At 75.1% G+C, this 23,787-nt stretch carries 15 protein-coding genes and 1 pseudogene; 8 read left to right on the forward strand and 8 right to left on the reverse strand.

The window, feature by feature from the left end:
- Positions 1-60 precede the first annotated feature (60 nt).
- Complete coding sequence (locus P3H78_RS18220; protein WP_276110066.1) at positions 61-2,403, forward strand: outer membrane protein assembly factor BamB family protein; 2,343 nt, start codon at positions 61-63, stop codon at positions 2,401-2,403.
- A gap of 97 nt (positions 2,404-2,500) precedes the next feature.
- Entirely contained in the window at positions 2,501-3,034 is a 534-nt protein-coding gene (locus P3H78_RS18225) for a hypothetical protein (protein WP_276110067.1), read from the forward strand.
- Positions 3,035-3,244: 210 nt separating this feature from the next.
- Here the strand turns inward: P3H78_RS18225 and P3H78_RS18230 are convergent, their stop codons facing one another.
- The 3 genes and pseudogenes from P3H78_RS18230 to P3H78_RS18240 form a co-directional block, all read right to left on the reverse strand.
- Positions 3,245-3,427, reverse strand: a complete 183-nt coding sequence (locus P3H78_RS18230; RefSeq protein ID WP_276110068.1) for a hypothetical protein — start codon at positions 3,425-3,427, stop codon at positions 3,245-3,247.
- Positions 3,428-3,631: 204 nt separating this feature from the next.
- Positions 3,632-6,580, reverse strand: coding sequence for an SARP-family global regulator AfsR (afsR, locus tag P3H78_RS18235; protein WP_276110153.1), 2,949 nt, complete (start codon positions 6,578-6,580; stop codon positions 3,632-3,634).
- A 250-nt stretch (positions 6,581-6,830) separates the two neighbouring features.
- Positions 6,831-8,419 (reverse strand): annotated as a pseudogene (locus tag P3H78_RS18240) (CehA/McbA family metallohydrolase).
- Between the two features lie 295 nt (positions 8,420-8,714).
- On the opposite strand from P3H78_RS18240, the gene P3H78_RS18245 reads away from it, so the two are divergent.
- The 4 genes from P3H78_RS18245 to P3H78_RS18260 all read left to right on the forward strand — a co-directional run bounded on the left by P3H78_RS18245 (position 8,715) and on the right by P3H78_RS18260 (position 14,442).
- The gene (locus tag P3H78_RS18245) at positions 8,715-9,566 is read left to right on the forward strand and encodes a TIGR03619 family F420-dependent LLM class oxidoreductase (RefSeq protein WP_276110069.1); all 852 of its coding nucleotides are present in this window, start codon (positions 8,715-8,717) and stop codon (positions 9,564-9,566) included.
- A gap of 142 nt (positions 9,567-9,708) precedes the next feature.
- Positions 9,709-12,294 (forward strand): bifunctional FO biosynthesis protein CofGH, encoded by a 2,586-nt coding sequence (locus tag P3H78_RS18250; RefSeq protein ID WP_276110070.1) that lies wholly within the window; start codon positions 9,709-9,711, stop codon positions 12,292-12,294.
- 80 nt (positions 12,295-12,374) lie between these two features.
- Entirely contained in the window at positions 12,375-12,944 is a 570-nt protein-coding gene (locus P3H78_RS18255) for a hypothetical protein (RefSeq protein ID WP_276110071.1), read from the forward strand.
- A gap of 379 nt (positions 12,945-13,323) precedes the next feature.
- Positions 13,324-14,442, forward strand: a complete 1,119-nt coding sequence (locus tag P3H78_RS18260) for an ADP-ribosylglycohydrolase family protein (RefSeq protein WP_276110072.1) — start codon at positions 13,324-13,326, stop codon at positions 14,440-14,442.
- 155 nt (positions 14,443-14,597) lie between these two features.
- On the opposite strand, the gene P3H78_RS18265 is transcribed toward P3H78_RS18260, so the two are convergent.
- From P3H78_RS18265 to P3H78_RS18275, 3 genes are all read right to left on the reverse strand, one after another.
- Positions 14,598-14,789 (reverse strand): DUF397 domain-containing protein, encoded by a 192-nt coding sequence (locus P3H78_RS18265; protein WP_276110073.1) that lies wholly within the window; start codon positions 14,787-14,789, stop codon positions 14,598-14,600.
- 240 nt (positions 14,790-15,029) lie between these two features.
- A complete protein-coding gene (locus P3H78_RS18270) occupies positions 15,030-15,887 on the reverse strand; it encodes a helix-turn-helix domain-containing protein (protein ID WP_276110074.1) in 858 nt (285 codons plus the stop codon).
- Between the two features lie 293 nt (positions 15,888-16,180).
- Complete coding sequence (locus P3H78_RS18275) at positions 16,181-16,957, reverse strand: GOLPH3/VPS74 family protein (RefSeq protein ID WP_276110075.1); 777 nt, start codon at positions 16,955-16,957, stop codon at positions 16,181-16,183.
- Between the two features lie 385 nt (positions 16,958-17,342).
- Between P3H78_RS18275 and P3H78_RS18280 the strand changes: the two genes are divergently transcribed.
- Both P3H78_RS18280 and P3H78_RS18285 read left to right on the forward strand, forming a co-directional pair.
- The gene (locus tag P3H78_RS18280; RefSeq protein ID WP_438827989.1) at positions 17,343-20,000 is read left to right on the forward strand and encodes a D-alanyl-D-alanine carboxypeptidase family protein; all 2,658 of its coding nucleotides are present in this window, start codon (positions 17,343-17,345) and stop codon (positions 19,998-20,000) included.
- Positions 20,001-20,215: 215 nt separating this feature from the next.
- Positions 20,216-22,144 (forward strand): DUF8823 domain-containing protein, encoded by a 1,929-nt coding sequence (locus P3H78_RS18285; RefSeq protein ID WP_276110077.1) that lies wholly within the window; start codon positions 20,216-20,218, stop codon positions 22,142-22,144.
- Between the two features lie 63 nt (positions 22,145-22,207).
- Here P3H78_RS18285 and P3H78_RS18290 read toward each other — a convergent pair whose 3' ends face one another.
- A complete protein-coding gene (locus P3H78_RS18290) occupies positions 22,208-22,717 on the reverse strand; it encodes a glutathione peroxidase (RefSeq protein WP_276110078.1) in 510 nt (169 codons plus the stop codon).
- A 9-nt stretch (positions 22,718-22,726) separates the two neighbouring features.
- Entirely contained in the window at positions 22,727-23,740 is a 1,014-nt protein-coding gene (locus tag P3H78_RS18295; RefSeq protein WP_276110079.1) for an ArsR/SmtB family transcription factor, read from the reverse strand.
- Positions 23,741-23,787 lie beyond the last annotated feature (47 nt).

Raw genomic sequence — 23,787 nt, forward strand, 5'->3', positions numbered from 1 at the left:
CTGCACTTCGGTCGCGTACATATGTGGGTGACGCGGCTCGTACGGGGAGGTGGCAGGCAAGTGGTGGGTCAGCTGACGCAGCACGATCCGCGGCGGATCGGGCCGTTCGAGGTGCTGGGACGGCTGGGTGCCGGCGGCATGGGGCTGGTCTATCTCGCGCGCTCGGCGTCCGGCCGGCGGGTGGCGATCAAGACCGTGCGGACCGAACTGGCCGAGGACCAGCTGTTCCGGGTCCGCTTCACGCGCGAGGTCGAGGCGGCCCGCGCGGTCTCCGGCTTCTACACGGCCGCGGTCGTCGACGCCGACCCGCGTGCCGCCGTGCCGTGGCTCGCCACCGCCTACGTCCCGGCGCCTTCGCTCGAGGAGATAGTGACCGAGTGCGGTCCCCTCCCGGCCCAGGCGGTGCGCTGGCTCGCCGCGGGCGTCGCCGAGGCGCTGCAGTCCATCCACGGGGCCGGGCTGGTCCACCGCGACCTGAAGCCGTCGAACGTCCTGGTCGTCGAGGACGGCCCCCGGGTGATCGACTTCGGCATCGCCTCGGGCGTCTCCAACACCCGCCTGACCATGACGAACGTCGCCGTCGGCACCCCCGCCTACATGTCCCCCGAGCAGGCGAAGGACTCGCGCAGCGTGACCGGCGCCAGCGACGTCTTCTCGCTGGGCTCCACCCTCGTCTTCGCCGCCACCGGGCACGCCCCCTTCCACGGCGCCAACCCGGTGGAGACGGTCTTCATGCTGCTGCGGGAGGGCCCCGACCTGGAGGGCCTGCCCGACGAGCTGCGCCCGCTGATCGAGTCCTGCATGCAGATGGAGGCGCCGAGCCGGCCCACGCCCGCGGACCTCCAGTCCCAGCTCGCCCCGCACCTGTTCGGCTCCGGCTCCGACGACAGCGGCACCGCCTCGGCCTGGCTGCCGGAGAAGGCGGTCGCGCTCATCGAGGGCCGCCGCGGCGGCCGCCCGCCCGTGCAGAGCACCGCCGGCCCCCGCAGCGGCGGCCGGCCCCCGGTGCCGCCCCCGCCCTCGCACGACCCGGTCGTCCCGGCGCCGGCCCTGCCCGCCCCGGTCGGCGCCCCCGGCACCGGTCCGGTGCTGCTGGCCGGCGCACAGGTCCCGATCGGCCCCGGGCCGCGGGTCGCCGACGCCCGTGCCGCCGCGGTCAAGGCGCCGCCGCCGGAGGCCGGCCTGGCCGCGTCCTGGTCCCGGCCCCGCCCCGGCGTCAACGGCGCCGACCCGGCGGTCGCGGCCGTCCCGGCCACACCCCCGGAGACCGCGGCCGGCTGGCGCCCGTGGCGCTTCCGTATGTCGAACGACGTGTGGGGGACGCCGTCCGTCGCCGACGACCTCGTGTACGTCACCTCCTTCGAGGTGCACGCCCTGGACGTGGCGACCGGCCGCCGCCGCTTCAAGACCCGGGACGTGGCCTGGTCGATGGCGGTCGCCGACGGCAGGATCCACGCCTCCGACGGGCCCACCCTGTTCGCCCTCGACGCCCGGGAGGGCGCCGACCTGTGGCGGCAGCAGACCGACGCCTGGGTGTACTCGCTGCGCGCCGACCGGGGCACCGTGGTCACCGGCACCCGCGGCGGCGGCGTCCAGGGCTGGGAGGCGTCGAACGGCCGCAAGCTCTGGGAGCTGTCCGGAGCCCAGAGCGACTTCGAGTCCCCGGAGGCCGGCCCCCTCGTCCACGAGGGCACGGTGTTCGTCTGGCAGGACGCCCGGCTGCGCGCCCTGGAGGCCCGTACCGGCGAGGAGCGCTGGTCCTACCCGATCGGCGACGCCGCCTCCTGCGGCGGGGTCCCGGTACGGCTCACCCCGGCACCCGACGGCTACGTCTACGTCGCGGCCGGTACCCGCGTCCTGGCCCTCGACATCGCCGGCGGACGGGTGCGCTGGCACTTCGAGGCCCCCGCGGTCTTCCTCTGCCCGCCGGCCTTCGCGTCCGGCCCGGCGGTGACCGGCGGCGGGGTCTACCTCGCCGACTACCTCGGCACGGTCTACGCCCTGGACGCCACCGACGGCCGCGACCGCTGGCGCATCGCCACCGAGGCGCGTTCCGCGATCGACCCGGTCCTGGTCGCCGCGGGCCATGTGCACGTCGGCAGCGGCAAGGGCCTCTACACCCTGGACGCGGTGACCGGCACGCCCAAGTGGCGCTTCCAGGCGGGCGGCGACGTGGTGGGCTCCCCGGTGGTCGCCGAGGGCCGGATCCACTTCGGCTCCACCGACCACCTGCTGTACACCCTCAAGGCCGACGACGGCCGGCTGCGCTGGAAGCTCGCCACCGGCGGCGAGATCACCGGCTCCCCGGTGATCCGGGACGGGGTGGTGTACGCGTGCAGCAAGGACCGCTGCGTGTACGCGCTGGACGCGGAGAAGGGCACCGGCACGGCCCGCACGGCCTGACGGCGGACGGCGTTGCGGTACCCGGCGTTGCGCCGGGTACGCAACGGTCGCCCACCGGTGACATGGCCGTGACAGCCCCCTGCCTACGCTGGCGGGCATGAACTCACGGGGACGCACACTCAGGCTCGCGGGGGTGTCGGCTGCGGTCGTCCTCTGCCTCACCGGCTTCACCGGACGCAGCCACGGACACAGCTACAGCCACAGCCGGCACTCCTCGGGCGGCGGCGGATGCAGCAGCTCCCACCAGGACCACGACACGTCGACGCACAGGAGCCGCGGCTACGGCTCCTCCGGCGGCTACCGGACCCCGTACCGCAACCGGCACACGCCCAGCAGCTCCCCGACCGGGACCACCCGGCAGGACGCGACCGCGCGGCTGCTGCGCTGCGCGAGCGCGAAGACGCCGTTCGCGACCGTCGAGGTCGCCAACCCGAACTCCGCGTCCGGCACCTTCACCGTCACCGTCGGCTTCCGCGACGCCGGCGACCTCCCGCTCGTGTCCCGGCCGCGGCAGGTCCAGGTGCCCGCGCGCGGGAAGGCGACCGTGAAGGTCCCCGTCGCCACCGCGGCCGACGCCGCGAAGGTCGCCCACTGCGTCGTGGACTCGGTCGCCCCGCCCGCCACCCGCTGAGGCCCGCGGCCCCCGCACGCACGAAAAATCGGCTGTGTCCGCTCCGGAAGGAGTGGGCACAGCCGATTCTCTTCGTCGCACGTCCGCCCGTTCGTCCGGACGTGCCTCGGTCGCGGCGGCTCCCCTCCGGGCCGCCGCGACCGCTCCCCCGTACCCGCTCCCCCGTGCCCGGTTCCCCGCGGCCCGTGTCCCCCGTGACCGCGGGAGGAATCAGGCGCGCTCGTCCGTGGCGTGGATGTTGTCCGGGGCGACCTGGTCGCCGCCGGCATCGGCCGTCAGCGGGTTGCCGCCCTTGAGGGGCTCGGTCGTGGCGTGGATGTTGTCGGTGCTGACGGTGCCCGGCTTCTTCTCGGTCGCGTGGATGTTGCCGTCGGTGGTCTTCTCGTCGCTCATGTCTGCCTCCCCGTGCAGGTGCTGATGGGTCGTCGTGCGCGCCCGGTCGGCGGCTCCCCCGAGGGTCGCCGACCGGGCGGATCAGGGCCGTTCACCCTATGGCACGGCCCCTGGTCGCTTCGCCCGCCCCCCGACGCGACGGAACGACAACTCCGAGACTGCCGGGCGGCGATAAACGAACGATGAACGCCCCGGCGCCGGCCCTCAGGCCACGGGCAGCGGCGCCAGCAGCTCCCGCACCGTCTCCGCCTCCGGCGCGCCCAGCGCCTCGAACAGGCTCAGCGACTCACGCCAGCACACCTCGGCGCGACCGGTGTGCCCGATGCCGTGCAGACCGCGGCCGAGCACGACGAGCGCGTTCCCCCGGCGCCAGTCGCCGCCGATGTCGCGCAGTACGGTGAGCGCCAGTTCCGCGTTGGCGGCGGCCTGCGCCGGGCGCAGCGCCACGAGGTCGACCTCGGCCAGCCGGAACAGGGCCATTCCCTCCCACAGTTGCTGGCGGCTGTCCCGGAACACCGCCAGCGCCTCCTGGAGCCGGGCCGACGCCTCCCCCGGGCGGCCGCTCTGGGTGAGGGCCAGCCCCAGCGCGTAACGCCCGTTGGCGCCCTTCAGTGCGTGCCCCATGTCGTCGTAGGTGTCGGTGCCCTGCTGCGCCAGGGCGACCGCGCTGTGGGTGCGGCCGGTGGCCAGGTGGATGCGCGAGAGGTTGCACAGCGCGCTCGCCTCGCCCGGCCGGTCCTGGCAGGCGCGGAACCCCTCGATGGCGCGTTCCAGCTGGGCCTCGCCGTCGTCGTACCGGTTCTGGTAGAGGGCGATCACCCCCAGGGTGTTGTAGGCCCAGCAGGCGGCCAGCGGGTCGACCCCGGTGCTCAGTTCGGCCGCGCGCCCCGCCGCGCGCACCGCCAGGTCGAAGCGGCCGGTGATGTGGTGCACGTAGGCCAGCATGATCAGGGCCCGCGCCTCGGCACGCGGGTCGGCCGACGTCGCCGCCGCCTCGCGCAGGGCCGCGGCGACGCTCTCGTACGCCTTGGAGTTGGTGCCCGACTCCGCGAGGTCCACGCACGCCCACAGGGTGTCGACGGCCCGGCGGAGGAAGCCGGGGACGGCCGACTGCCGCACGCAGGCCAGCAGGGACACGGCCTCCGCGTACAGCCAGTCCTGGGCGCGGTGGCGGTCGGTGAAGGCGAGGCCGGGGTGGCGGGCCGTCTGGAGGTGGTCCACCAGCCGGTCCCCGGGCCGCTCGATGCCGTACACCCCGGCCGCGGTGGCGAGGTAGAAGTCCAGCAGCCGCGACAGGGCGGCGTCCCGCTCGCTCGGCGGATGCTCGTCGCGCTCCGCACAGGCGCGGGCGAACAGCCGCACCAGGTCGTGGTAGCGGTAGCGGCCGGGCGCGGCCGACTCCAGCAGGGAGGTGTCGACCAGCGACTCCAGGACGTCCTCGGTCTCCTCCACCGGCAGGTCCAGGACGGCGGCGGCCGCGGCCAGCGACACGTCCGGGCCGTCGGCCAGGCCCAGCAGCCGGAAGGCGCGGGCCTGCGCCGGCTCCAGCTGCCCGTAGCCGAGTTCGAAGGTCGCCTTCACCGCGAGGTCGCCGGCCTGCAGCTCGTCCAGGCGGCGCCGCCCGTCGGCGAGCTTCGCCGCCAGCACCGACACCGTCCAGGTGCGGCGGGCCGCCAGCCGGGAGGCGGCGATGCGGATGGCCAGCGGCAGGAAGCCGCACGCCGCGACCACGTCCAGGGCCGCCTCCCGCTCGGAGGCCACCCGCTCCTCGCCGACGATCCGGGTGAACAGCTGCAGCGCCTCCTCCGGGGACATCACGTCCAGGTCCACCAGGTGCGCGCCCGCCAGGTCCACCATCCGCACCCGCGAGGTCACCAGGGCCGCGCAGCCGTCGGTGCCCGGCAGCAGCGGCCGGACCTGCGCCGCGTCCCGTGCGTTGTCCAGCAGGACCAGCACCCGGCGTCCGTCCAGCACCGACCGGTACAGAGCCGCCCGCTCCTCCAGCGAGTCGGGGATCGCCGAGTCGGCCGTGCCGAGCGCGCGCAGGAAGGAGCCGAGCACCGTCTCCGGCTCCGCGGACCGCGGGCCCGCGCCCTGGAGGTCGACGTAGAGCTGGCCGTCGGGGAAGGCCGTCCGCGCCCGGTGGGCCACGTGCACCGCGAGTGTGGTCTTGCCGACGCCGCCGATCCCGGCCAGCGCGGACACCGCCATCACCCGGCCGTCCGCCGACGCCAGCACCTCGCTCAGCTCGTCCACGAAGGCCGTACGGCCGGTGAAGTCGGGGACAGTGGCCGGGAGTTGTGCGGGCCGTACCGGTGCCACCGGCGCCTCCGCCACCGGGGAGGGCGCCTCCGCGAGCGCCGGGTCGGCCTGCAGGATCCGCTGCTGGAGCTCGCGCAGCTCCGGGCACGGGTCCACCCCGAGCTCGTCGGCGAGCAGCCGCCGGGTGTCGGCGTACACCGCGAGGGCCTCCGCCTGCCGGCCGCTGCGGTACAGCGCCAGCATCAGCAGTTCGCGCAGCCGCTCGCGCAGCGGGTGCTCCGCGGTGAGCGCGGTCAGCTCGGAGACGGCCTCGGCATGGCAGCCCTGCTCCAGGTCCATGTCGAGGCGGGACTCCAGCAGTTGGAGCCGCCACTCCTCCAGGCGGACCCGCTGCGCCTCGGCGTAGGGGCCCGGCACCCCGGCCAGCGGCCCGCCGTCCCACAGGGCCAGGGCGCGGCCCAGGGCCTCCCGTGCCCGGCACAGGTCGCCGGCCGTGCGCGCCCTCTCCGCCCGCGCCGCCAGGTCCTGGGCCGCCGCCAGGTCCAGCGCGCCCTCGCCGAGCCCGCGCACGGCGTACCCGCCGGACTCGCTCACCAGCACCCCGGGGTCCAGTGCCTTGCGCAGCCGGGAGGCGTACGTCCGTACCGCGGCGAGCGCCTGCGACGGCGGCTCCTCGCCCCACAGCGCGTCGATCAGCTCGGCCGCGGTCGCGGTGCGCCCCTCGCGCAGCAGCAGGGCGGCGAGCAGGGCGCGCTGCTGGGGGGAGCCGGTGCTGAGGGGGGCGTCGCCGCGCCAGGCGCGCACCGGGCCGAGCACGCCGAAGCGCAGCCGGTCCGGCTCCGCGGGGGAGCCGGGACGTCGCTGTTCCGGTACGCGCGGCACACCGTCCATGGCGCGCGGTACACCGTCCATGCCGTCCCCCTAGACATCCTGACCGACCCCGTCAGTTTGCCTTGTTCACACCGGATGCGTCAGCCGCCCGAGACGCCGATCACAGAGCGGCTCACGGGGGTCCACCGCCTCCACACACAGTCTCCACACCCGCCGGGCATCCCGTACGCTCGTGGCCCGTCGCACCAGTGACGGTTCGTCACCTCTTGACCGTCACTTCCGGACCGTCACCTCCGGATCGCCGCCCCCGTCACCGGTGCCCCAGGAAGACGGGGTTGGTGAAGGCCGCCATCACCCCGGGCAGCGGGCCGACGGCCGTCTCGTGCCGGACCTCCGCCCGCACGTAGGCCGTGTTGGCGGGGGTCGTCCGCCACTCGACGGTGCCCGAGCCGGAGACCGGCAGCGGATCCCCGGTCAGCAGCACGCCCTGGTCGGTGACGAGCCGGACCGAGCAGCGGGGGGCGCCCGAGACCTCCAGGCGGACCGTGACGGGCGTGCCGGGGTCCACGGACAGCCGCTCCCCGATGCCCGCCTGCCGTCCCGGCCCCGCGGTGGCGGAGAAGGCCAGCGTGACGTGCCGGGACTCGGCCACGTAGGAGCGGCCCGCGCGGATGCCCTCCTGGACCGCCTCCACGGTCAGGTCGTCGGCCAGGACGACCGTCTGCGGCGTGCCCACCGCGTCCGGGGCGCGGTGGGCGTCGCTGTTGCCCATCGCGGGGATCCAGCCGCGGCCCTCGCGCACGGACGCCACCAGCCGGTTGTCCCAGTCGGCCAGCGTCACCTCGTCGTCGGGCGTGAAGGGTCCGTTCCACACCTCCACCGCGTCCGCCTCGCCGAAGCCGAACTTCCAGCCGCAGCCGAGGCAGGTGGCGTGCGGGTGTGCGGGCACCACGAGGCCGCCGGCGGAGCGGATCCGGCGCGCGTGGTGCCCGAAGCGGCCGTCCCGGGCCCGGTAGCGCCAGTCCACGAAGGTGCCCGGGTCGGTGCCGAGCGCCAGCACGTGCCCGTTGCGGGTGGTGACCTCCTCGCCGAGCATGATCAGCAGGTCGTCGCCCGCCTGGTCCGCCCAGTGCGGGTGCGACGCGTGCGTGTTGTGGTCGGAGGAGTTGATGAAGTCCAGGCCGGCCGACCGGGCCTGCGCCGCGATCTCGGCGGGCGTGCGGCGCCCGTCGGAGTGCCAGGAGTGCACGTGGCAGTCGCCGCGATACCAGTCCCGGCCCCTGCCCCGCGCCCGGCGCGGCGGGTACACCGGCGGGACGGGCGTGCCCGGTTCGCCGTAGGTGAGCGTCACCGTGAGCGTGTAGGTCAGGCCCTGGGGCGCGACCGTGCAGGGGCCGAGGGCGACGTGCCAGGTGCCCGCGCGGACCGGCCCGGGGAGGTAGCCGGGGGTCGCGTCGTCGGCGCGCACGAAGAAATCCGGGCGGGCCCCGCCCGACCAGCCGCGGAAGCCCCGTCCGCCCAGGTCGGTGCCCTGCTCGTCGAAGAGGCCGATGTCCAGCGCGTTGCCCTGCGTGCCGGCCGGGACGGAGGGCCGGTCGTAGGCGTACGACACGTGGATCTCCCGTACGCCGGCGGGGACTTCGACGGGCACGTACACGTAGTCCGGCGCGCCCGGCGGCAGGGTGCCGCGGACGGTCCGGATCTCCTGGCCGCCGTCCGCCGCCGCGGCGCCGCTCGCGAAGGTCACGCCTCCAACGTAAGCGCCGCGGCGGCGCCCGTCGCGGACGGCGCGCGTCCGCCGGGCCCGCTCGGGTGGCCGTCCTCGCCCGTGCCGCCGCTCCCCGCGTCCGTACCCGCCGTGGACGGTCGACGCCGTGCTGCTGCGCCGGGGTGGACCACCGGGCACGGGCACGGGCGGGGGAGCGGGGCCTGCCGGGGCGCGGAGGCTGCGGCTCCCGCGCCTCGCCCGTTCCGGGCCCTCGCCCGTTCCGGGCCCTCGCCCGTTCCGGGCCCTCGCCCGTCCCGGGCCCTCGCCCGTCCCGGACCGGCCCCGTCCCGGCCCTGTCCCTGGCCCGGGGCGGCGGGGCGGAACGGAGGGCGGCCCGGCACGGAGTTGAGTTCCGACCAGTCGGTATGGACTCCGGGGGCGTCTGCCGGTACAAGAGGGGCATCAGCCGCCCACCGAGAGGCCGCCATGCGCATCGCCGTCACGATCTTCCTCACCGACGAGACCGTCGCCCCCACCGTGCTCGCCCGTGAGCTGGAGCAGCGCGGCTTCGCCGGGCTCTACCTGCCGGAGCACACCCACATCCCCGTCGAGCGGACCACCCCGTACCCGGCCGGCGGGGACCTGCCGCGCGAGTACGCCCGCACCTTCGACGCGTTCGTCGCCCTCGGCCAGGCCGCCGCCGTCACCGAGCGGCTGGGCCTGGGCACCGGCATCACCCTCGTCGCCCAGCACGACCCGATCGACCTGGCCAAGCAGATCGCCACCCTCGACCACCTCTCCGGCGGCCGGTTCACCCTCGGCCTCGGCTACGGCTGGAACGTGGAGGAGGCCGCCGACCACGGCGTCCACTGGCGCACCCGGCGCGACCTCGTCCGCGACCGGATGGCGCTGATGCGCGCCCTGTGGGCCGAGGAGCCCACCGCCCACGACGGCCCGTACGGCGCCGTGCGGGCCAGCCTGGCCTTCCCCAAGCCGGTGCAGAAGCCGCGCGGCCCGGTCGTCGGGCCGCGCACCCTCGTCGGCGGGGCGGCCGGCCCGAAGCTCTTCGCGCACATCGCCGAGTACGCCGACGGCTGGCTGCCGATCGGCGGGCGCGGCCTGTCCGAGTCGCTGCCGGTGCTGCGCACCGCGTGGGCGGACGCCGGGCGGGACCCGGCGGCCCTCCAGGTCGTCCCCTACGCGGTCGTGCCCTCCCCGGGCAAACTCGCCCACTACGCCGACCTCGGCATCGAGGAGATCGTGGTCCAACTGCCCCCGGCCGGCGAGGCGGAGGTCCTGCACACCCTGGACGCCCTCGCCCCCCACCTGCCGGCCTGACCGGGCCGCGGCCGCCCCGCTCCGCGCCCCGGCGGGACGGTCCGGCCGCGGGGGCGCGGCGTTCGGGCGGGCCCGAGCCGCCGTCCCCGGGGGATCCGGCCACACTTGTCTGGGCTGATCACCGCGACCGTATGCTCGGAGGATGACGACCTCCGCGACCTCCGGAACGGGCCCCACCGAGAACTCCCTGCGGCGTGCGCTCAAACGTGCCCGGGACGGTGTGGCCCTCGACGTCGCGGAGGCGGCGGTGCTGCTCCAGGCCCGCGGCGAGCACCTCGACGACCTCGCCGCCTCCGCCGCCCGGGTGCGGGACGCGGGCCTGGAGGCGGCCGGGCGGCCCGGCGTCATCACGTACTCCCGGAGTGTCTTCGTCCCGCTGACCCGGCTGTGCCGGGACAAGTGCCACTACTGCACCTTCGTCACCGTGCCGGGCCGGCTGCGCCGCGCCGGGCACGGGATGTTCATGTCCCCGGACGAGGTCCTCGACATCGCCCGCCGCGGCGCCGAACTCGGCTGCAAGGAAGCCCTCATCACCCTCGGCGACAAGCCCGAGGACCGCTGGCCCGAGGCCCGCGAGTGGCTCGACGCGCACGGCTACGACGACACCATCGCCTACGTCCGCGCGATCTCGGTGCGCATCCTGGAGGAGACCGGGCTGCTGCCCCACCTCAACCCGGGCGTCATGACCTGGACGGACTTCCAGCGGCTCAAGCCCGTGGCGCCGTCCATGGGCATGATGCTGGAGACCACCGCCACCCGGCTGTGGTCCGAGCCCGGCGGCCCCCACCACGGCTCCCCGGACAAGGAGCCCGCGGTCCGGCTGCGGGTGCTGGAGGACGCCGGCCGCTCCTCCGTCCCCTTCACCTCCGGCCTCCTCATCGGTATCGGCGAGACCCACGAGGAGCGCGCCGAGTCGCTGTTCGCGCTCCGCCGGATCTCCCGCGCCTACCACGGCATCCAGGAGCTGATCATCCAGAACTTCCGCGCCAAGCCGGACACGGCGATGCGCGGCATGCCCGACGCCGACCTGGACGACCTCGTCGCCACGGTCGCCGTCGCCCGGCACATCATGGGCCCCGCCGCCTGTCTCCAGGCCCCGCCCAACCTGGTGGACGGCGAGTACGAGCGCCTCATCGGCGCGGGCATCGACGACTGGGGCGGTGTCTCCCCGCTCACCATCGACCACGTCAACCCCGAGCGCCCCTGGCCGCAGATCGAGCGGCTCGCCGAGCGGTCGGCCGCCGCCGGCTTCGGCCTGCGTGAACGGCTGTGCGTCTACCCGGAGTTCGTCACCCGCGGCGAGCCCTGGCTCGACCCGCGCCTGCTGCCCCACGTGCGGGCCCTGGCCGACCCCGCGACCGGTCTGGCCCGCGAGGACGCCGTCGTCGAGGGCCGGCCCTGGCAGGAGCCCGAGGAGGCCTTCACCGCGTCCGGACGCACGGACCTGCACACGTCGATCGACACCGAGGGCCGCACCTCGGACCGCCGCGACGACTTCGACGAGGTCTACGGCGACTGGGGCGCCCTGCGGGAGGCCGCCGCGCCCGGCATGGCCCCCGAGCGCATCGACACCGACGTGCGGGCGGCGCTGCGCACGGCCGCCGACGACCCGACCCGGCTGACCGACGCCGAGGCCCTGGCGCTGCTGCACGCGGACGGCCCCGCGCTGGACGCGCTGTGCCGCACCGCGGACGACGTGCGCAGGTCGGCCGTCGGCGACGACGTGACGTACATCGTCACCCGCAACATCAACTTCACCAACGTCTGCTACACCGGCTGCCGGTTCTGCGCCTTCGCCCAGCGCCGGACCGACGCCGACGCCTACACGCTCTCCCTGGACCAGGTCGCCGACCGCGCCCAGCAGGCCTGGGACGTCGGCGCCGTGGAGGTGTGCATGCAGGGCGGCATCCACCCCGACCTGCCCGGCACGGCCTACTTCGACATCGCCCGGGCGGTGAAGGAGCGCGTCCCGGGCCTGCACGTCCACGCCTTCTCCCCGATGGAGGTCGTCAACGGCGCCACCCGCACCGGGATGTCGATCCGCGAGTGGCTGACCGCCGCCCGGGAGGCCGGCCTGGACAGCATCCCGGGCACCGCCGCCGAGATCCTGGACGACGAGGTCCGCTGGGTCCTCACCAAGGGCAAGCTGCCCGCCGCGACCTGGATCGAGGTGGTCACCACGGCCCACGAGCTGGGCATCCGCTCCTCCTCCACGATGATGTACGGCCATGTCGACCAGCCCCGCCACTGGCTCGGCCACCTGCGCACCCTGGCCCGGATCCAGCAGCGGACCGGCGGTTTCACCGAGTTCGTCACGCTCCCCTTCATCCACACCAACGCCCCCGTCTACCTCGCGGGCATCGCGCGGCCCGGACCGGGCGTCCGCGACAACCGCGCGGTGACGGCGATGGCGCGGCTGCTGCTGCACCCCCACATTCCGAACATCCAGACCAGCTGGGTGAAGCTGGGCGCGGAGGGCGCCGCCGAGATGCTCCGCTCCGGGGCCAACGACCTCGGCGGGACGCTCATGGAGGAGACGATCTCGCGGATGGCGGGCTCGTCGTACGGCTCCTACAAGTCGGTGCGCGACCTCGTGGCGGTGGCGGAGGCCGCCGGGCGCCCGGCGAAGCCGCGGACCACGCTCTACGGCGAGGTCCCCGAGGAGCGCCGGCGCACCGCGGCCGCCTCCGACGGCCACCTGCCGGAGCTGCTGCCGGTCCTGGACTGACGAGCCCGGCAGCGGACCGCCCACAGTACGATGATCCGACCCCCGACGGAGGGGTCGAACAGCTGAGGAGATGCGTGCCCGTGCCTGCCCGAATACCTTCGTGGGCCTGGGTCGGCGGCCTGACCGTCGGGGCGGTCGCCGCGGTCACCGTGCTGGCGGTGCGGGCGGACCACGGACCGCACCCCGCCGCCGGCGCCGCCCGCCCCGGAGCCTCCGCCACGGCCTCCGCGCACCCCTCCGCCTCCGCCGCGCCCCGGACCCCGGCCCCGCCGGCCGTCCCGGCCGGGACCGGCACCGGACGGCGCGTGGTGTACGCGCTGGCCGAGCACCGGGTCTGGCTCGTCGACCAGGGCGACGCCCCGCGCCGCACCTTCACGGTCTGGCCGGGCGCGGTCGCCCCGGACCCCGGCACCTACGGCATCTCCCGCCGGCTGAACGCCACCACCGGATCCGACGGCGTGCCGATCGAGCACATCGTCTACTTCGCCGCCAAGTCCGGCGTGTCCGTGGCCTTCTCCAACGCCGTCGACGGCTCCTCCCCGGCGCCCGCCGCGGGCACGCGCACCGGCGGCATCCGGATGCCCAAGGCGGACGGCAGGGCCCTGTGGACCTTCACCTCGGTGCCGACGAAGGTGACCGTCGTCCGGTAGGCGCCGCACTCCGCCGCCCTCCGCCCGGCTCCCACCGCCACCCGCCTTTCGCCGCCTCGTACCGCACCGCCCGGCACTGCTCGCTGTGCGGGGAACCGTTGTGCGTTCTGTGAATTCTCTGAAAGGGGAAAGGCGATCCGTCCGGGATGCGGGACGGCGCGAGGTCGACATTCCCGGCGGCCGCGGATTCCGCGCTTTCCCGCCGATTCGCCAACACGGCTGCCCCTACGGGGGCATCGCCGTCCGGGACGCCCGGCGGCGCCCGCCCCGGCCCCGCCGCGCCGCGTTCCGGCGTGCCGTCGCAGGTTCCGAACGCACCGTTCCCGTTCGATTACAGTGCTCCCGTCGTACGTGCGGACGGTGCAGAACGGGAGGTCGGGTGAGCGCGACGTCCGGTGCCGTCTGGGGGCGCGCCGAGCAGCAGGACTTCCGCAGCCGGGTGCGCGGCACCCTCCTCGGCGCGGCCCTCGGCGACGCCCTGGGCGCCCCGGTGGACCGGCTCGACCTGGCGGCGATCCGGGAGGCCCACGGCGCGGAGGGGCTGACCGACCTCGCCCCCGCCCACGGGCGGCGCGGCGCCGTCACCCACCTCACCCAGCTGACGCTCTTCTCCGTGGACGGCCTGATCCGCGCCCAGGTTCGCCGGGACGCGGGCGCCTGGCACCCGCCGACCGACCTGCACCGCGCCTATCTGCGGTGGGCCGCCACCCAGCGGGACTGGGGGCCCGACGAGCGCCGGGCGGAGGACGGCTGGCTGGCCCGCGAGGAGTGGCTGTACGCCCGCCGCGACCCGGCCCGGTCGCTGCTGCTCGGCCTGGGCGACGACATCATGGGCACACCGGAGGCGCCCAAGAACCCGGCCGAGCGGGGTCCGGAGGCGGCCGCCCGCTCCGCGCCCTTCGGCCTGCTCGTCGGCTGGGAGCCCCAACTGGTGGTGCAGCTCGCGGTGGAGTGCGCGGCGCAGACCCACGGCCACCCCACCGCCTGCCTCTCGGCGGGCGCGTACGCCGTCATCGTGCACGCCCTCGCCCGCGGCGACGCCCTCGACGGTGCGGTGCAGAAGGCGCTGGCGCTGCTGTCCGCGCGGCCGGGTCACCAGCCGGTCTCCGACGCCCTCCAGCGGGCCCTCGGCGCCGTGCGGCAGGGCATGCCGGCCCCGGCCCGGGTGGAGGAGCTGGCCGGGGAGGGCACGGCCGAGGGCCTGCTGGCGGTGGCGGTGTACTGCACGCTGGTCGGCGAGGACGTCCGGCACGGCCTGTGCCTGGCGGTGAACCAGAGCGGCCCCTCGGGCGCCGCCGGCGCCCTCACCGGCGGCCTGCTCGGCGCGCTGCACGGCGAGACCGCCCTGCCGCCCGGCTGGATCGCCGAGTTGGAGGGCCGCCCCACCCTGCTGGCCCTGGCCGACGACTTCGCCATGGAGATGACCCAGGGCCCCGCCCTGCACGGGCCGGCCGGGTCCGCCCCCGGCTGGCTGGCGCGGTACCCGCGGGGCGCGTAGCCCCTGGCGGCAGACCCGCGGGGCGCCGGGCACCGGTGAGCCCCCTCGGCTAGGACGGCGAACTGGTCGAGAGGGCTCGTGCGGTGGTGCTTGTGCGGTTGTCGGTGGTGCGAGGGCGGACGGTGTGCCGCGGAGGATCGGGAGGACCCTCCTCCTCACGCCTTCACGGAGGACACGAACGCGCTCCACGCCGCTGCCGGGAAGTCCAGCACCGGGCCCGCGGGGACCTTGGAGTCCCGCACGGCCATGGCCGCGACCACCGGTGACTTGACCTCGACGCATGCGCCGTTGCCCGTGGAGTACGAGGACTTGGTCCACGTGCCCGTGGCGCCCTGACGAATTGCCATTTCTGCTCCGGATTGCAAGTTGTTGAGTTGCTGTCGCCGCACTGCGTGCCCGATCGGGAACACGGCGCGCTTTTCGCCAACGTTCTTGCCCGTTGGCGTGATCGACGCTACTCGCCACACTCGCCGCCCGAAGAGACTATTCACTCGACCGGATGGCATATACCAATGGAGCTTCCATTCCGGCCCGGCGAAGGTGTACGGTGCAGCACCGCGCCGCCGGGAACGGAGTTTCCCCTGAGGTCAGTTGGCGTAGTCCTTGGCGATCTTCGCGATGAACTGGCGCGACTGCTCCACGTTCAGCGCCTGCGCCCTCAGGTGCTCGTACATCACGCTGTACTTCTGCACGTCGTTGGCCTTCTCCAGGTACAGGTCGCTGGTCACGCCCTCGATGTAGACCACGCTGGAGTCGGCCGCGTCGGGGAACTCCAGGATCGCGTACTGGCCGTTCAGGCCCGGGTGCGCGCCCATGTCGAAGGGGATCACCTGCACGGTCACGTGCGGCAGCCGGGACTGCTCCACCAGGTGCTCCAACTGCTCCCGCATCAGGCCCTTGTTGCCGACCGCCCGGCGCAGCGCCGCCTCGTCCAGGACGGTCCACAGCCGCAGCGGGTTCTCCGCCGCGGAGATTCGTTCCTGCCGCCGCATCCGGACCTGGACGCGCTTCTCGATGTCCGCGTGCGCCGTCTCCGGCAGCGCGCCGGCGATCAGCGCCTCCGCGTACTGCCGGGTCTGGAGCAGCCCCGGCACCACCTGGGGGTCGTAGACCCGCAGGCTCGCCGCGTCCGTCTCCAGGCCGATGTAGACGCTGTACGGGATGTCGCCGAAGGAGTGCCACCAGCCCTGCTGCCGCGAGTCCTTGGCCATCTGCATCAGCGAGTCGACGATGCGGTGGTCCTCGACCTCGTAGACCCCGCACAGGTCGCGGACGTCGCGCTGGCTGATGCTGCGCCGCCCGTTCTCCAGGCGGCTGATCTTCGACTGCGACACCAGCAGCCGCTCGGCCACCTCCTCCGCCGTCATGCCCTTGAGCTCGCGGAGCCTGCGCAGCTCCTGGCCCAGCCGGCGTCGCCTGACGGTGGGATTGACATTGGACGCCACGGAACGTGCACCTCCGGCTGCGGGCCTCTGCTTTGCGTATCTGCTGTTGAGCAGATTGCCACCAAGCGGCTGGTCACCGCTGGAGAACACCGGATGTACGGAACCGGCGGACCCGCGGCCGCACCGGCGGTCCGGGACGCGGCCGCCGCGGTGGCGCACGACCGGGCGGGCCGGCGGGACCACGAGGTTCCGCCGGCCCGCCCGGGCCGACTGCTCCCGTGCCGGGCCGTGGGGACCGACGGCGCGGCTGCGGGCGGTGTGCGGCCCCGCCGTCCGGCGGGGCGCGGTGCGGCTCAGTGGACGGCGGCGCGCACCATCGAACCGCGGTGCGGCTGCGCCGGGACGCCGTGGGCGGGCTGCCCCGGGACACCGCGTGCGGGCTCCGGCCCGGGCCTCGCCCCGGCGGCCTGACGCCCGGCCGGGCCCGGACCGCGGCGCGGCTGGGCCGCGACGCCGTTCTGGACGTCCATCACGGCGTGCGCCACGAGACCGCCCATCGGGTCGTGCCGGATCAGGTCCCGCAGCCGTGACCGCGACGAGCGGCCCTCGTTGCCCGGGTACAGGTGCTTGCCCAGGCCGACCGCGTGCGCCAGCGCGGCGAGCGCCGCCGTCCGCGGGTCCGGCGGCACGCCGGTGCGGATCGCGGAGTCCAGCCGGGCCCGGATCTCCCGGCTGATCGTGGTGTCCGCCGCCTGGTAGCGCGTCGTCGGCAGCACCCCGCACATCTGGCCGGGCACGGCGGCGACCATGCCGCACCGCTCCAGATGCGAGAGGTAGGTCTGACGGAGCCCCAGCCGGGGTCCGCCGATCCAGTGGACGGCCCGCACCGGAGCGCCGCGCCGTCGCAGCAACTCCAACGCGCAGTCCAGAGTTGGATCTCCTGTGGGCCGTGCGACCACCACGGCGATACGATCCCCGTCTGGGGCTATCCGTCCGGCCAGCGCCAGCTCCACTAGCTGTGCTCCGGCCAGACCGAGGTCGAGCGACTGCGGCTGCGCAGTGGTACCCGTGGCCGGGTCCAGTGCGAGCATCAGAAGCTCTTCCGGAATTGTTCTGCGGCTCCTGCCCATCCATGCCTCCCCGCGTGGATGAATGACAGGGTGACCCCTCTCACATTGGTCTGTCGAGGGCACGTGACCGGTATGTGAGGGAACCGGTAGGTATGTCGTTCTCGTCTACCGCTCGGGTATAGCCCGCACACAGGACACTGGTACATGGTTCGGTAGGCGCACGCGGGGCGTGCGCCGCGAGGAGGAGGCATCGGTGGCGGGCGAGTCCCCCGACAGGTCGAAGCAGCGCGGGTCGTCGGCAGAACCGACGCAGGGGAGCGAGGGTCCGGTTCCCGAGGCCGGGGGAGGGGCGCGAGGCGCCCGCGATCCCCGGATCGGCCTCGCGGGGGAGTCCGGGACGTCCGGGGGCTCCGGGGGGCGCGGCGGCGTCGACACGGCGACGAAGGTGCTCTCCGTACGGGACGTGGTGAAGGACGCGGCCGACTCCGGTCCCGGGTCCGACTCCGGTCCCGGTTCGGGTCCTGACGCCGTGTCGGGCGCGGCCCGGACGCCCGGAACCGGCGCACGGCCCGAGGCCGCTGAGGGCGCCGCGGAGGGCGGGAGCGCGGGGGACTCCGACGAGACCGGGACCGGCGCCGAGGGCGCCGGGGAGTCCCGGGACGCCGGCGACTCGGGCGACTCGGGCGATTCCGAAGACTCCGCGGCGGAGGGCTCCGACGCGGTCCGTGACTCCGGCGGCTCCGAGGGCTCCGACGACGCCGGGACGGACCGGAAGTCCGGGGACACGGGGGAGACCGGGCCCACGGACGAGCCCGCGGACGGCACCGCCGCCGACGCGGATGCCGAGGACACCCAGGATGCCGAGGACGCCGACACCGGCTCGGCCGGTGACGCGCGCCTGCGGGACGCCGTGGCGGCCTGGGTGGACTCCGCCGACGGCAAGGGCACCGGCGACGCCGGGAAGAAGGCGTCCGGCAAGGCCGGGAGCGCCTCCGAGGAAGCCTCCGAGGACCCGCGCGCCCCGAAGCCCGCCTCGTCCGCCGGAAAGCCCGCGGACGAGGCCACCGACGCCGGGTCCGGCGGGGACGGCGCGGACACCACCGCCGAGTCCGAGACCGGGTCCGAGACCGGGACCCGGTCCGAGTCCGAGTCCGGGTCCGAGACCGGGACCCGGTCCGAGTCCGCGGACGACGAGCCCTCCGGCGCGGACGACACCGACGCCCCGGCCGACTCCGACTCCGACTCCGACACCGGCGAGACGTCCGACGGCACCGACGCCGACACCGCGACGCCGGGCGACACCGACGGCACGCCCTCCGGCAAGGGCGAGGACAGGGCCACGCGCCAGCCCGAGGGTGACGCCGGGAGCGAGGCCGAGGACGAGGCCGACGTTGACGGCGAGGACGGCGGCTCCGACCGCCCCGAGCCCCCCGTCGACCAGCCGACCACCATGCTCAAGCTGGGCGGAGGGCAGAAGCCCGCCGTCGACCAGCCGACCACCATGCTGAAGCTCGGCGGGAAGACGTCCGAGGACCCCAAGGCTCCCCAGGACTCCAAGGCTTCCGGGGACTCCAAGGCTCCCCAGGACCCCAAGGCTTCCGGGGACACCAAGGCTCCCAAGGGCTCCAAGACCCCCGAGTCCGACGTCGAGCGCACCAGCAAGTTCGTCGCGCTCAGGTCGCTCGACGTCCCGGAGACGCGCCGGCCGAAGCCGCCCGCCGCGCCCCCGGCCGCCCCGGGGTCCACCACGCCCGCGCCCCCGGCCGACGCCACCGCGGCCGTCCCGCAGATCGGCCCCGAGCGGACCGCGCAGCAGCCGCTGCCGCCGAAGCCGCCGCTGGACCTGCTGGCCGAGCTGACGAACACGCCGCCGCCCCCGGAGACGACGCTGCGCACCGCCGTGCGCCGGGTCAAGATCTGGACCCCGCTGGTCATCCTGCTCGTGATCGTCTTTGCGGTCGTGCAGGCCCTGCGGCCGCTGCCCAAGCCGTCCCTCGCGCTCACCGCGAAGGACAGCTACACCTTCGACGGCAGCGGGGCGAAGCTCCCCTGGCCGGGCGAGGGCCAGGGCTGGGTGGACGTCGACGGCATCGCCACGATGGACGAGTTCGGCAAGCAGACGCCGGTCGCCATCGGCTCGGTCGCCAAGACGATGACCGCGTACATCGTCCTGCGGGACCACCCGCTGAAGCCGGGTCAGGAGGGTCCGCGGATCAAGGTCGACGCGACCGCCGAGAAGGAGGGCGGCTACGACAAGGCCGGCGAGTCCACCCTCAACAGCGTCAAGGCGGGCGACTACCTGACCGAGCAGCAGGCCCTGTCCGCCATCATGGTCCCGTCCGCGAACAACATCGCGCGGCTGCTCGCCCGCTGGGACGCGGGTTCGGAGGCGGCGTTCGTCACGAAGATGAACGACACCGCCAGGAAACTCGGGATGACCGACACGACGTACACCGACCCGTCGGGTCTGAAGGAGACCACCGTCTCCACGGCCCACGACCAGGTGAAGCTCGGCAACGCGGTGGTGGACATCCCGGCGCTCGTCGCCATCACCCGGGTGTCGAGCTGGAAGGACCCCTCCGGCCACACCTGGACGAACTACAACCAGCTGCCGTACACGACCGGCGCCATCGGCATCAAGACCGGCACCACGACCGCGGCGGGCGGCAACCTGCTCTTCGCGGCCCACAGGGTGGTCGGCGGGCAGACGGTCACCGTCGTCGGCGCGATCCTCGGCCAGCACCGCCCGTCGATCCTCGACACGGTGAACGCGGTCAGCCGGACCGCGCTGCTCGGTGCCGAGCGCGCGCTGGCCTCGGCCAAGATCCTGAAGAAGGGCGACGTCGTCGGCTACGTGGACGACCAGCTCGGCGGCCACACCCCCGTCGTCCTCACCCGGGACGTCACCGCGGTCGGCTGGTCCGGCCTGAAGGTGAAGCTGTCCTTCGCGGCCGACGACGTCCCGCACACGGCGAAGGCCGGCACCAAGGTGGGCACCCTCACCGTGGGCGACGGCCACGTCGGCGCGGTCCGCGTCCCGGTCGCCCTCCAGCAGGACCTCGCCGAGCCGGGCTTCGCCGCCAAGCTGACCCGACTCGGCTGACCCGCCCGGCCGGCCCCCGGGCCGCCGCGTGCCGTGTCCGCCCGCACCCCGCCGGGGAGCCCCCACCCGGGAGCCCCCCGGCGGGGTGCGTGCTAGCGTCACGAAACAGGCCATGCCGCCGGTCGCGGGACACGGCCGCGCACGGGCCCGAGCGGCCCGGGACCCGAAAGGGGAGCGGCCGAGAACAGAAGACGGGACACGGGGAGTGCCTTCAGGTGGCCACTGCGGAGCCGACACGCGCCGACGACCCCGAACCGGGCCCGGGTACCGGCCCGCGAATACGCCTGTCCGCGACCGGCACCGACGGTGACCGCGGCGGCGCCGCTCACCCGGCCGGCCGTACGGGAGGCGGCACGTCCGCCGGCTCCGGCGTCCCGCACGACCCCGGCACCCCGCCGGACGGCCGGTCCCGGACCGCCCGGGCCGTCCTGGCCGTCCGCGAGCGGATGCTGCGTCACCCGGCGCTGTCCGTCACCGCCCTGGCCGGCGCCCTGCACGTCATCTGGTTCTTCACCTTCGCCAACAGCGGCGGCGACCTCGCGGCCCAGGACGCCTGGGCCGAGTTCGTCGGCCGCCACCCCGACTCGGCGTACAACCTCGCCTGGTACGGCGGCATGCACCCGGTGTCCTACAGCGTGGTCTCGCCGTACCTGATGTCCGTCCTGGGCGTCCGCACCACGATGATGATCGCGGGGACGGTGTCCGCGGGCCTGCTGACGATGGTCCTCATCCGCAGCCGCGCCGTGCGCAACCCGCTGTGGGCCGCGCTGGCCGGCGTCTTCGGGCTGCTGTGCAACGCGGTGTCCGGCCGGGTCACCTTCGGCCTCGGCACCGTGTTCGCGCTCGGCGCGGTCGCCGCCGTGTTCTGCTGGCCCCACCGCTGGCGCCACAAACGCTGGGCCAAGGCGCTGGTGACCGCGCCGCTGGCCGCGCTCGCCACCATGTCCTCGCCCGTCGCCGGCCTGTTCGTCGGCCTGGTCGCGGCCGCGATGTTCCTGCAGAGGCGCCGCCCCGGCGCCTGGGCGCTGGGCCTCGCGCCGACCGCCGTGGTGGCCGCCTCGGCCTGGCTGTTCCCGTTCTCCGGCACCCAGCCGATGTCGTTCGCCTCGGTGATCCTGCCGCTGCTGTTCGCGATCCTGTGCGTGGTCCTCGTCCCGGAGGAGTGGCGGACGGTCCGCATCACCGCCGGGATCTACGGACTGTCGGTCGTCCTGGTCTGGCTGATCAGCTCCCAGATCGGGTCGAACATCACCCGGCTGGCCATGCTGTTCGCCGGGGTGGTCCTGGTGGCGGCCGTGCCCTTCGCCGTCCCGCGCTCGCGCCGCTGGTACGCGCTCGTCGTCGCGTTCGCCGGGTTCGTGGTCTGGCTCGGCTTCAAGTCCGTCGACGACATCGTCCACACCACCCCTGCCGCCTCCTGGGCGCGGGAACTGGCGCCGCTCGTCAACCAGCTCCAGCGGGCCGGCGCCGAGAAGGGCCGCGTCGAGGTGGTCCCGGCCCGCTCCCACCGCGAGGCCTCGGCCCTCGCGCCGTACGTCAACCTGGCCCGCGGCTGGAACCGCCAGGCCGACATGGAGCGCAACCCGCTCTTCTACGACGACACCCTCGACTCGGCGAACTACCACGAGTGGCTCCAGCGCTGGGCCGTCCACTACGTGGTGCTGCCCAAGGGCGAACCGGACGGCGACGGGGGCGAGCGCGAACGCGCCCTCGTGCTGCGGGGCATGCCCTACCTGCGGCAGATCTGGGGCGACGCGAACTGGCAGCTGTACCGGGTGACCGACCCGGTGCCGCTCGCCGAGCCCGGCGCCGTCGTCGACCGCGCCGAGCAGGGCGAGCTGACCATCGAGGTGCGGGCCGCGGGCCGCATCCTCATCCGCATCCCGTACTCGCCCTGGCTGAGCCTGGTCGACGCGCACGGCAGGAGCCTCAAGCCGCCCCAGGAGACGGACGCCTCCAAGCACCGGGCCGAGGGCGCGCCGAAGACGTACGTCAACGTCAACGGCTGCCTGCGGGAGACGGAACCGGACGCCAAGGGCGACCGCTGGACCCGGCTGCTGGCACCCCGCGCGGGCACCTACCGCCTCGCGGCCCCGTACCAGCTGCCCCGCGGCACCCCGTGCCCCGACGAACTGCTGAAGTGACCCCCGGGCCCGCCGCGGCGGACCCGGGCGGGTGTCCGCGGGCCGGGTCCGCCGGGGCGGTGGTCAGGCGAGCTGGGCCTCGACGGCCGTGACGATCCCGGCGGAGTCCGGCTCGGTCTGCGGGGAGAAGCGGGCGGCGACCTTGCCGTCCCGTCCGATCAGGAACTTCTCGAAGTTCCAGCGGACGTCGCCGGTGTGCCCCTCGGCGTCGGCGAAGCCGACCAGGCGGTCGTAGAGCGGGTGCCGGCCGTCCCCGTTGACCTCCACCTTCTCCGTCATCGGGAAGGTGACGCCGTACGTGGCCGAGCAGAACTCGGCGATCTCACCGGCGGTGCCCGGCTCCTGGCCGAGGAACTGGTTGCACGGCACCCCGAGCACGGTGAAGCCCTGCCCGGCGTACCGCTCGTGCAGCCGTTCCAGGCCGGCGTACTGCGGGGTCAGCCCGCACTTGGACGCCACGTTCACGATGAGGACGGGTCGCCCCGTGTACTGCCCGAGGTCCGCGGGCCCGCCCTGGAGGGCGCCGATCTCCACGTCGAGGGGGCCGGATCCGTTGTTGTCTGCTGTGGTCATGAGCGGATGCTAACGCCGCCCGGCCGCGCCCCCGCCGCCCGGCCCCGCACCGGCCGCGCCCCCCGCGGCGGCCACCACGGCCCGCCCCGCCGCGGTGCGCGCGTACAGCACGGAGCGGCCCGCCCGCCGCCGCTCCACCAGCCCCGCGTCCAGCAGCACCCGCAGGTGCCGGCCGACGGAGCCGAGGGCCTGCCCGGTCACCGCCGTCAGCTGCGTGGTGCTCAGCGGGGCCTCCAGCAGCAGCAGCACCTCGGCCCGGGAGGCCCCCAGCAGCGCGCCGAGCGCCGCGGGCACGGCGGCCCGCCGCCCCCCGGTGCCGGCGAGGACGCCCGCGCACGGGTAGACGATGGCGTACCGGTGCGGCTCCTCCCACGACACCCAACCGGTCTGCGGGGTGACCGGCACGAACATGAGCCGGGCCCCGGAGATCTCCCGCGGCGGGTACTCGTGGAGGTTGACCTGCAGCCGGCTCTCGCCGAGCCACCGCGTCCCCGGCCGCAGCGCGTCCAGGGCGGCCGCCCAGCCGCCCCGGCTGACCTGTGCGGTCCGCGCGACCACGTCGGCCTCCAGCAGGTGCCGTCGCCGCTCCCAGTACGGCCGCACCGCGTCCGCCCAGACGTCCTCCAGGAGCCGGGCCGCCCGCTCGGGCAGGTCGTCCCGCTCCAGCACGGCAGGCAGCGGCCCGGCCAGCGCGGTGCGCAGATGGGCGCGGGCCGCCGCCGGACCGGCCGCCCGCACCCGGGCCACCCCCTCCTCGAACCCCTCCCCGTCCCGGGGCGCCGGCGTCAGGAAGTCGGCGATCCAGTGCCGGCCGAGCCCGGCGCGCACCAGGGCCGCGGTGACCGGGTCCTCCGCGAGCCGCCGCCGATACGCGGGCAGGTGCGCGCGCAGCCAGTCCAGCTCACCGGGGTGCCCGCCGGTGCCCCGGTGCAGCAGCAGGAGCGACGCGAAGGCCTCCGCGAGCGGGGAGAGCACGAAGCGGCTCCCGGCGAGCGTGTCCGCACTGACCTGCCACCACCCCACGGCCCGGCCCCTCCCCGTACGGCCCCGTACACCCTCGTCCGACCCTG

This window comes from Streptomyces tropicalis, assembly GCF_029269835.1.
Lineage (GTDB): Bacteria > Actinomycetota > Actinomycetes > Streptomycetales > Streptomycetaceae > Streptomyces > Streptomyces tropicalis.

Excerpts from the sequence above, each read along its gene's own strand:
- P3H78_RS18225 (WP_276110067.1), top strand. The coding sequence starts at position 2,501 with ATGAACTCACGGGGACGCACACTCAGGCTCGCGGGGGTGTCGGCTGCG.
- P3H78_RS18230 (WP_276110068.1), bottom strand. The coding sequence starts at position 3,427 with ATGAGCGACGAGAAGACCACCGACGGCAACATCCACGCGACCGAGAAG.
- afsR (WP_276110153.1), bottom strand. The coding sequence starts at position 6,580 with ATGGACGGTGTGCCGCGCGTACCGGAACAGCGACGTCCCGGCTCCCCC.
- P3H78_RS18245 (WP_276110069.1), top strand. The coding sequence starts at position 8,715 with ATGCGCATCGCCGTCACGATCTTCCTCACCGACGAGACCGTCGCCCCC.
- P3H78_RS18250 (WP_276110070.1), top strand. The coding sequence starts at position 9,709 with ATGACGACCTCCGCGACCTCCGGAACGGGCCCCACCGAGAACTCCCTG.
- P3H78_RS18265 (WP_276110073.1), bottom strand. The coding sequence starts at position 14,789 with ATGGCAATTCGTCAGGGCGCCACGGGCACGTGGACCAAGTCCTCGTAC.
- P3H78_RS18275 (WP_276110075.1), bottom strand. The coding sequence starts at position 16,957 with ATGGGCAGGAGCCGCAGAACAATTCCGGAAGAGCTTCTGATGCTCGCA.
- P3H78_RS18290 (WP_276110078.1), bottom strand. The coding sequence starts at position 22,717 with ATGACCACAGCAGACAACAACGGATCCGGCCCCCTCGACGTGGAGATC.